The sequence below is a fragment of the Humidesulfovibrio sp. genome (assembly GCF_035560995.1).
Classification (GTDB): Bacteria; Desulfobacterota; Desulfovibrionia; order Desulfovibrionales; family Desulfovibrionaceae; genus Humidesulfovibrio.
Map to the genome: position 1 here is coordinate 1 of NZ_DATMYK010000069.1, position 7,184 is coordinate 7,184.

Annotated in this window: 6 protein-coding genes; 5 read left to right on the top strand and 1 reads right to left on the bottom strand. The window is 67.5% G+C overall.

What is annotated here, in order from left to right; translation table 11 throughout:
- The first annotated feature begins 107 nt into the window (after positions 1-107).
- The 3 genes from VN419_RS02595 (at position 108) to VN419_RS02605 (ending at position 3,050) form a co-directional block, all read left to right on the top strand.
- Complete coding sequence (locus tag VN419_RS02595) at positions 108-1,811, top strand: glutamine--tRNA ligase/YqeY domain fusion protein (RefSeq protein WP_325644138.1); 1,704 nt, start codon at positions 108-110, stop codon at positions 1,809-1,811.
- Positions 1,812-1,955: 144 nt separating this feature from the next.
- Positions 1,956-2,390, top strand: coding sequence for a MarR family winged helix-turn-helix transcriptional regulator (locus VN419_RS02600; RefSeq protein ID WP_325644140.1), 435 nt, complete (start codon positions 1,956-1,958; stop codon positions 2,388-2,390).
- A gap of 66 nt (positions 2,391-2,456) precedes the next feature.
- Positions 2,457-3,050 carry a flavin reductase family protein gene (locus VN419_RS02605; RefSeq protein WP_325644142.1) on the top strand — a complete coding sequence of 198 codons (594 nt, stop codon included), beginning with the start codon at positions 2,457-2,459 and terminating at the stop codon, positions 3,048-3,050.
- On the opposite strand, the gene VN419_RS02610 is transcribed toward VN419_RS02605, so the two are convergent.
- On the bottom strand, positions 3,047-3,916 hold the full coding sequence (locus VN419_RS02610) for a hypothetical protein (RefSeq protein ID WP_325644144.1): 870 nt from the start codon (positions 3,914-3,916) through the stop codon (positions 3,047-3,049). The two genes, VN419_RS02605 and VN419_RS02610, sit on opposite strands and share 4 nt — an antisense overlap.
- A 179-nt stretch (positions 3,917-4,095) precedes the next feature.
- Between VN419_RS02610 and VN419_RS02615 the strand changes: the two genes are divergently transcribed.
- Both VN419_RS02615 and VN419_RS02620 read left to right on the top strand, forming a co-directional pair.
- Entirely contained in the window at positions 4,096-5,844 is a 1,749-nt protein-coding gene (locus VN419_RS02615) for a CgeB family protein (RefSeq protein ID WP_325644146.1), read from the top strand.
- Between the two features lie 113 nt (positions 5,845-5,957).
- Positions 5,958-7,184, top strand: a 1,227-nt coding sequence (locus tag VN419_RS02620) for a hypothetical protein (protein ID WP_325644148.1), incomplete at its 3' end; no start/stop codon positions are given.

Consider the following 7,184-nt stretch of genomic DNA (forward strand, 5'->3'; position numbering starts at 1 on the left):
CCATTTGACCATGCGGGCGCTTTCCCCTATGCTAAAAGGCTTGGGAGGCCAGCTCCGGCAGGCCCCAAGGCTCCTGAAACGCAGAATTTCATACAAGGATACCGCGCATGACCACGCCCGACAAAGCCGCTGGCGAGACCCCTTCCGTCCCCGTGAACTTCATCCGCGCCCGCGTGGCCGAGGACGTGGCCTCCGGCAAGAACGCCGGGCGCGTCATGACCCGCTTCCCGCCGGAGCCCAACGGCTATCTGCACATCGGCCACGCCAAGAGCATCTGCCTCAACTTCGGCCTGTCCAAGGAGTTCGGCGGCGTCACCAATCTGCGCTTCGACGACACCAACCCGGCCAAAGAAGAGGTGGAGTACGTCGAGAGCATCATGCGCGACGTGAAGTGGCTGGGCTTCGACTGGGAGGACCGCCTCTATTACGCGTCGGACTACTTCGAGAAACTGTACGGCTTCGCCGTGGAGCTCATCAAGAAGGGCAAGGCCTACGTGGACGACCAGACGGCCGAGGAGATCCGCGCCAATCGCGGCACCCTGAAGGAGCCGGGCAAGAACAGCCCCTTCCGCGACCGCACGGTTGAGGAGAACCTGGATCTCTTCGCCCGCATGCGCGCGGGCGAGTTCCCGGACGGCTCCCGCGTGCTGCGCGCCAAGATCGACATGTCCGCGCCCAACGTCGTCCTGCGCGACCCGGCCATGTACCGCATCAAGCACGTGCACCACCACCGCACGGGCGACGCCTGGTGCATCTACCCCATGTACGATTTCGCGCACTGCTTCTCGGACTCCATCGAGGGCGTGACGCACTCCATTTGCACCCTGGAATTCGAGAACAACCGCCCCCTGTATGACTGGTTCCTGGACGAACTGGGCGTGTTCCACCCGCAGCAGATCGAGTTCGCGCGGCTGAACCTCACCTATACCGTGCTTTCAAAACGCAAACTCATCCATCTGGTGAACGAGGGCATCACCACCGGCTGGGACGATCCGCGCATGCCGACCCTGTCCGGCATCCGCCGCCGCGGCTTCACGCCCGAGGCCATGCGCGACTTCTGCGAGCGCATCGGCGTTGCCCGCGCCGACAACATGGTCGAATACGGCCTGCTGGAGCACTGCCTGCGCGAGGACCTGAACGCCCGTGCCCCGCGCGCCATGGGCGTGCTGCGCCCCCTCAAGGTGGTCATCGAGAACTACCCCGAGGACAAGACCGACGACGCGTTCGACTTCCCCTGGCACCCGGAGGCGGACATGGGCACGCGCAAGGTGCCGTTCTCCAAGATCATCTACATCGAGCAGGACGACTTCCGCGAGGAGCCGCCCAAGGGCTTCCACCGCCTGTACCCCGGCAACGAGGTGCGCCTGCGCTACGCCTATTACATCACCTGCCGCGAGGTGGTGAAGGACGAGGCGGGCAACATCACCGAGCTGCGCTGCACCTACGACCCCGAAAGCCGGGGCGGCGGCACCCCGGACGGCCGCAAGGTCAAGGGCACCCTGCACTGGGTGAGCGCGGCCCACGCCGTGGACGCCGAGGTGCGCTTGTACGACCTGCTGTTCACCAAGCCGAACCCCGGCGCTGAGGAGGACTTCACCTCCTGCATCAACCCCAACTCCCTTGAGGTGGTGCGGGCCAAGCTGGAACCCGCCCTGGCCGATGTTGCGCCCGGCTGGCGCTGCCAGTTCGAGCGCCTGGGCTACTTCTGCGCCGACGAGAAGGACAGCAAGCCCGGTGCGCCGGTGTTCAACCGCGCCGCCACCCTGAAAGACACCTGGGGCAAGATCGAGAAGAAGCAGGGCGGCAGATAGCCGACAGTTCGAGAGCACCATGGGCCGCCTCGGAAAACCGGGGCGGCTTTTTTTTGCGCCCGCCGCTTGACAGACGGGCTGTAATCTGATTGTTTGTACATGCAATCGACGTGCGGTTCTTGATGGACCGTCCAAGGAGTTCCCATGACCAAGTCCAGCGAACTGGTGCACCGCTGCCTGTATTTCACCGCAGGTTCCCTCAGCCGTTCCATCACCCGCATGGCCGACGAGGCCTTCCGGCCCACGGGGCTTTCGCCCTCGCATGCCTTTGTGCTCATGCTGGCGGCGGAGGAACCGGGCATCGGCTCGGGCGAACTGGCCGAGCGCCTGTCCCTGGCGCCGTCCACGGTCACGCGCTTTGTGGACGCGCTGGTGGCCAAGGGGCTTTTGACGCGCACGGCGGAAGGCCGCACCGCGCGCCTGGCCGCCACCTCCAAGGGCCTGGGGCTGTTGAAGGGCGTGGAGCAGTCGTGGAAGCGCCTGCACACCGCCTATGCCAAGGTGCTGGGGGCGGACGGCGACCGCCTGGCTCTGGAGCTGGACGCCGCCTGCCGCGCCCTTGAGGAATCGAGCAAATAGGAAACGGGCGGCCACGCCCGCGGCTATGTGTTGTTTGTACACACAATACAGAAGATGGAGGAACCCATGAAACGCAATCTCGGTCCGGTAAACACTCTGTACCCATCCCTCACCACCATCGTCGGCGCGGTGGTGGACGGCAAGCCCAACTTCCTGGCCGTGGCCCACGTGGGCAACATGAATCATGGACAGCCGCAGTATCTGTCCTTCGGCATCAACAAAAAGCACTACACAAACAAGGGTATCCACGCCAATGGCGAGTTCAGCGTGTGCATCCCGAGCGAGGACCTTGTGGTCGAGACGGACTATGTGGGCATCGTCAGCGGGCGGAACACGGACAAGTCCCAGGTGTTCGAACTGTTCAGCGGCGTGCTGCCCAACGCCCCGCTCATCAAGGGCTGCCCGGTGTGCATGGAGTGCCGCCTGGAGCGCGTGGTGGACTTCCCCACCCACGAGGTGTTCATTGGCGAGATTGTGGCCACCCATGCGGACGAGGCCGTGCTGCGCGAGGACGGCTCGATCGATATATCGCTCATCCGCCCGCTCTTGTTCGACATGTCCAGCCTGAGCTACTGGTCTTTGGGCGCGCCCGTGGCCAAGTGCTGGAGCGCGGGCAAGGAACTGAAGCGCAGCCTGCGCGAAGGCGGCGGCAAGTCCTAGGCCGTGCGAAGGTCGCCTGGCCCCCAGCCCCAGACCGGCGCTTGGTGCGGTGCGCTCTGCCCCGCGTACATGGCCCGCACCTCGCGCGGGGAGGGGATGATGCCGGGCGTGAAGGGCTTGGCCCAGGCTTCGTCGCGCAGGAAGGCGAGGGCCCAGCGGCAGGCGTCGGGCTCAAAGGCCCCGGGCATGCTTGTCACCAGCAAGGCCTTGGCTTGGCCATCCTGCCAGGGGGGCAGCTTGTGTTGCGGGCGGCAATAGGCCAGCAGCTCCGGCACGCGGGCGATGCCGCCGCCGGAAAGGGCCAGACGCAGCCAATAATCCCACAGGTACAGCTGGAGATCGGGTCGCAGGCCGCCCAGGCGCTCCCACGCCTCCCGGCGCACAAGGGCCGCCGGGCCGATGGGATTGCAGCGCGTCAGCTGCTCCGTGCTGAAGGGGCGCACCCGGTTCCAGGCCGTGATCAGGGGCGAGTTGTCTGGCGTTCCGGCCGTGTGCAGGGGAAAGGCGGCCTGGGCCTGCTGGCGCTCCAGGGCTTCCAGGCAACGGGCGGCGAAGCGCGGGCTCAGACGCGCGCCTTCCGGCACCAGGGCCAGGGTTTCTTCCTGTCCCTCCAACATGGCGGCGTTGATGGACTTCACGGGATGCTGGCCTGCGGCGTCCAGCACCTCCACGCTGTGGAAGCCCAGCGAGCTTTGCAGCAGCAGGGCTTCCGGGCCATAGTGCTGCTGCGGCTGCGTGCTGGCCAGGACGATGCTCAGGCGCTGTGGGCCGACAGTCTGGCAGGCCAGGGAAACGAGGGTTCGGAATATGTCCGCCCCGGCGCCCCGGCAGCGGATGACCACCCTGATGCGGGTGTTGGTGTTCATAGGCGTCCCCTTCCATGGGTTGTGAGCGGGCAGGCACGGTCCGTGTGCCGGAAATTGCCCCTATCGCCTGTCTTTTCGGTTGAACTTGTTTGAAACTTTAGGGCGGGGTGGAAATAGTCCTGGCCCGGCAAGGGTGACCCTGTCATGATCTTTGCATGTTTGCGGCCGGGAGAAGCACCATGCGGGAGCACGATCACAACGCGCACGGCGGCGTCGCCAAGCCAGAGCCTCTGGCCGTGGCCCAGGCGGAGCCGGTCTTCGCGGCTGGGCCCGACGGGCATCTGGACGACCTGCGCCTGAGCGTCGGCGGCAAGACCTGGAGCCTGTGGGGCCGGGGCGGCCGCGCGCGTGAGGAAGCCCTGGCGGCGTCCGTGCAAGCGCGCGCCCTGCCTGTGCTCATCGGGCCCATGCTGGGCCGCTGCCTGGAGCTTTTGGTCGAAACTGGCCGCCCGGTCGCCGTGGTGGACCGCGAGGCCGCCGTGTGGGAGTGTTCTGGCCTGCGCCTGCGCTTCGCCGACGCGCCGGGCGTGCTGTGGCTCACCGATGCCGACCCGCGCGCAGCCCTCAGCGCCTTGACGCGCTGGCAGGCGGAGCAGGGTGGCCTGCCCTTCGCGCCCCTGTGCGCCCCGGTCGCCCGCCGCGTGGGCCCCGCGCTGTACGGTGCGCTTCTGGACGCCCTTGAAGCCAGCGCCAAGGCCGACTTTTGGGGCCACGCCGCGTACCCGAAGTTCCGCTCGGCCAAACCCAGAGTGCTGTTCCTGGACCGGCCGTATTTCCTCAACGACGAGATAAAGGCCGCCCTCACGCGGCTGGACGTGCCCTGGTCGCCCCTGGCCGTGCCGGTGCAGGCCACCGGCAGCTCCACTTTTGTGGAGGAGCTTTTGCGGCGCGTGCTGGACTTCAAGCCGGACATGCTGCTTACGGTGAACCATTTCGGCCTGGACAGTGAAGGACGGCTGGCGGAATTGCTGGAGCGCCTGAACCTGCCCCTGGCCTCCTGGTTCGTGGACAACCCGCACTTGATCCTTTCACGCTACCAGGGCCTTGCCCGGCCGGGCACAACGCTGTTCAGCTGGGACGCGGACAACCTGCCCACTTTGCGCGCCGCGGGCTACGGCAGCGTGCATTATCTGCCACTGGCCACGGACCCGCAACGCTTCCGGCCCGGCGCGCCTGCAGGCCCGGCTTCCTGGCGCGCGGACGTTTCGTTCGTGGGCGATTCCATGACCCGCGCCGTGCAGGACAGCTTGGCCGCCTGCGCCGCCCTGCCGCAGCTTGCGCGGGACCACGCGCGTCTGGCCGCGGGCTTCGGCGCGTCGCAGGAGCGCGACGTGGACGCGTACCTTTCCGTCGCGCATCCGCAGCTGGCCCGGGAGCTGCGCAGCCGGGGCGATGCGCGCCTGCGCCTGGCCTGCGAGTCGCTCCTCACCTGGGAAGCCACGCGGCAGTACCGCCGGGCCTGCGTCACCGCCCTGGAGCCTTTCGCCCCGGTCATCGCCGGTGATGCCGACGGCTGGCGCGCCGCCTGGGCCGAGACCTTCGGCAATGTGAGCACAGCCCGTTTTTTGCCCCGCCTGGATTATTACGACGATCTGCCGCGTTTTTACCCCCTGAGCGCGGTGAGTCTGAACTGCACCAGCCGCCAGATGAAGGGCGCGGTGAACCAGCGGGTGTTCGACGTGCCCGCTTGCGGAGGCTTCGTGCTTACCGACCGGCGCGAGCAGTTGGACAGCCTGTTCGAGCCCGGGCGCGAGGTGCTGGCCTACGACGCGCCCGAAGACATTCCTGAACTTGTGGCGCGCTGCCTGAAGGACGAGCCTCTGCGGCGGCGCATCAGCAACGCGGCGCGCACGCGCATTTTGGCGCAGCACAGCTACGAGCACCGGCTGGCGGAACTTCTGGCGGTCATGCGGGCGGCGCACGCCTAGCGGGCTTTTTCTGCTTGAGCCGCCCCGGAGAAAGGGCGCGGCCTTGAGAATTGCGGCATTCTTTGCCATAGTCATCCGGGCGCCATGAGACGCCAGCAAGCGCGGAGGGCGCAGTGTCCGAGGAACAGCAGAAAACGACGAGTCATGCCGGGGCCTCTGGAGCCGTGTTCACCTGCGCCTCCTGCGGGCACAGCCAGTCCTTGCCGGAGCAGCTTCTGGGCCGGCAGGCCAAGTGCCCCAAGTGCGGCCTGCCGGGCATGGTGGTGCGGCCGCCGTTGCCGGAGCCCGGGCCTGAGGACGTGAAGCTGGATGACCTTGTCGAGGCCGAGCCCGCCAAACCCGCGCGGCAGCGGCCCGCGCCCTCCGAGGATTCCCTGGCCCTTGACTCCGCGCCCCCGCCAGAAACTGCGGCCGGGCATTTGCGCCATTTCTTCTCCGGCAGCCTGCCGGTGAACCTCCTGAGCGGCATGGTCGGTGGCGCGCACGAACTGCTCGTGTGTCTGGCCCTGGCCATGCTGGCCTTCGGCATTCATCCCGATGCCGGACTGCTGCCCCATGCCCTGGTGCTGCCCCTTGTGCCCGCCGTGCTGTGCAGCGTGCTGCTGGCCCTGCATGGCCGTCTGGCCGTGTCCTTGGGCGGGCCGGATCCCTCCGCCGTGCTGGTGGTCTTCTTGCTGGTGGCCGCCGTCAGCGCGGACCTTGCCGGCCATGTGTCCGCCGCCACCATGACCGCGACCCTGCTGGCCGGGCTGTCCCTGGCTGTGCTGCTTTCCGGGGTGCTGGGCGTGCTGCTCTCCCGCCAGGGCCTTGCGGAGCGGGTCCGTTTTCTGCCCAACGAGGTGCTTGGCGGCATGCTGGCAGGATTCGGCCTGTTGCTGGTGAAGACCTGGGTCATGCTCATGCCCTTGACCGACCCGGCCCTGGCCGCCTTGACCACCCTCCCTTCGTCCGAACTGGGGCACGGGCTGCTGCGCAACGCCCAGGCCTGGGGGCCCGCGGTGGCCTTTGGCCTGGCGTATTTCATCGTGCACATGAGCGTGCGCGGCCTGCTCTGGCCGCTGCTGCTCACGGCCGTGGCTGTCGGGGCCTGGAACCTGCTGGCCCTCTATCCTGAACAGCTTCCCGCACAGGTGTCCGCGCAGTTGGCCGGGCTCGTCGAGCTGGCCTCCGGGCAGCGGGCGCTTCCGGCCATGCTCGACCTGCGCGGCGTCATGGGCCTCTTTGATCCGCAACACCTGGAGCACGTCGACTGGCGCGCCCTGTGGGACCGGGCGGAGTTCTTCGCCGCCGTGGCCGCCGTGGCCATCCTGCCGTCCATCATGCGCACCTCCATCCTGGAA

What these genes read in the sequence shown, in the direction of transcription:
- VN419_RS02595 (WP_325644138.1), top strand. Translation starts at nt 108, where the DNA reads ATGACCACGCCCGACAAAGCCGCTGGCGAGACCCCTTCCGTCCCCGTG.
- VN419_RS02600 (WP_325644140.1), top strand. Translation starts at nt 1,956, where the DNA reads ATGACCAAGTCCAGCGAACTGGTGCACCGCTGCCTGTATTTCACCGCA.
- VN419_RS02605 (WP_325644142.1), top strand. Translation starts at nt 2,457, where the DNA reads ATGAAACGCAATCTCGGTCCGGTAAACACTCTGTACCCATCCCTCACC.
- VN419_RS02610 (WP_325644144.1), bottom strand. Translation starts at nt 3,916, where the DNA reads ATGAACACCAACACCCGCATCAGGGTGGTCATCCGCTGCCGGGGCGCC.
- VN419_RS02615 (WP_325644146.1), top strand. Translation starts at nt 4,096, where the DNA reads ATGCGGGAGCACGATCACAACGCGCACGGCGGCGTCGCCAAGCCAGAG.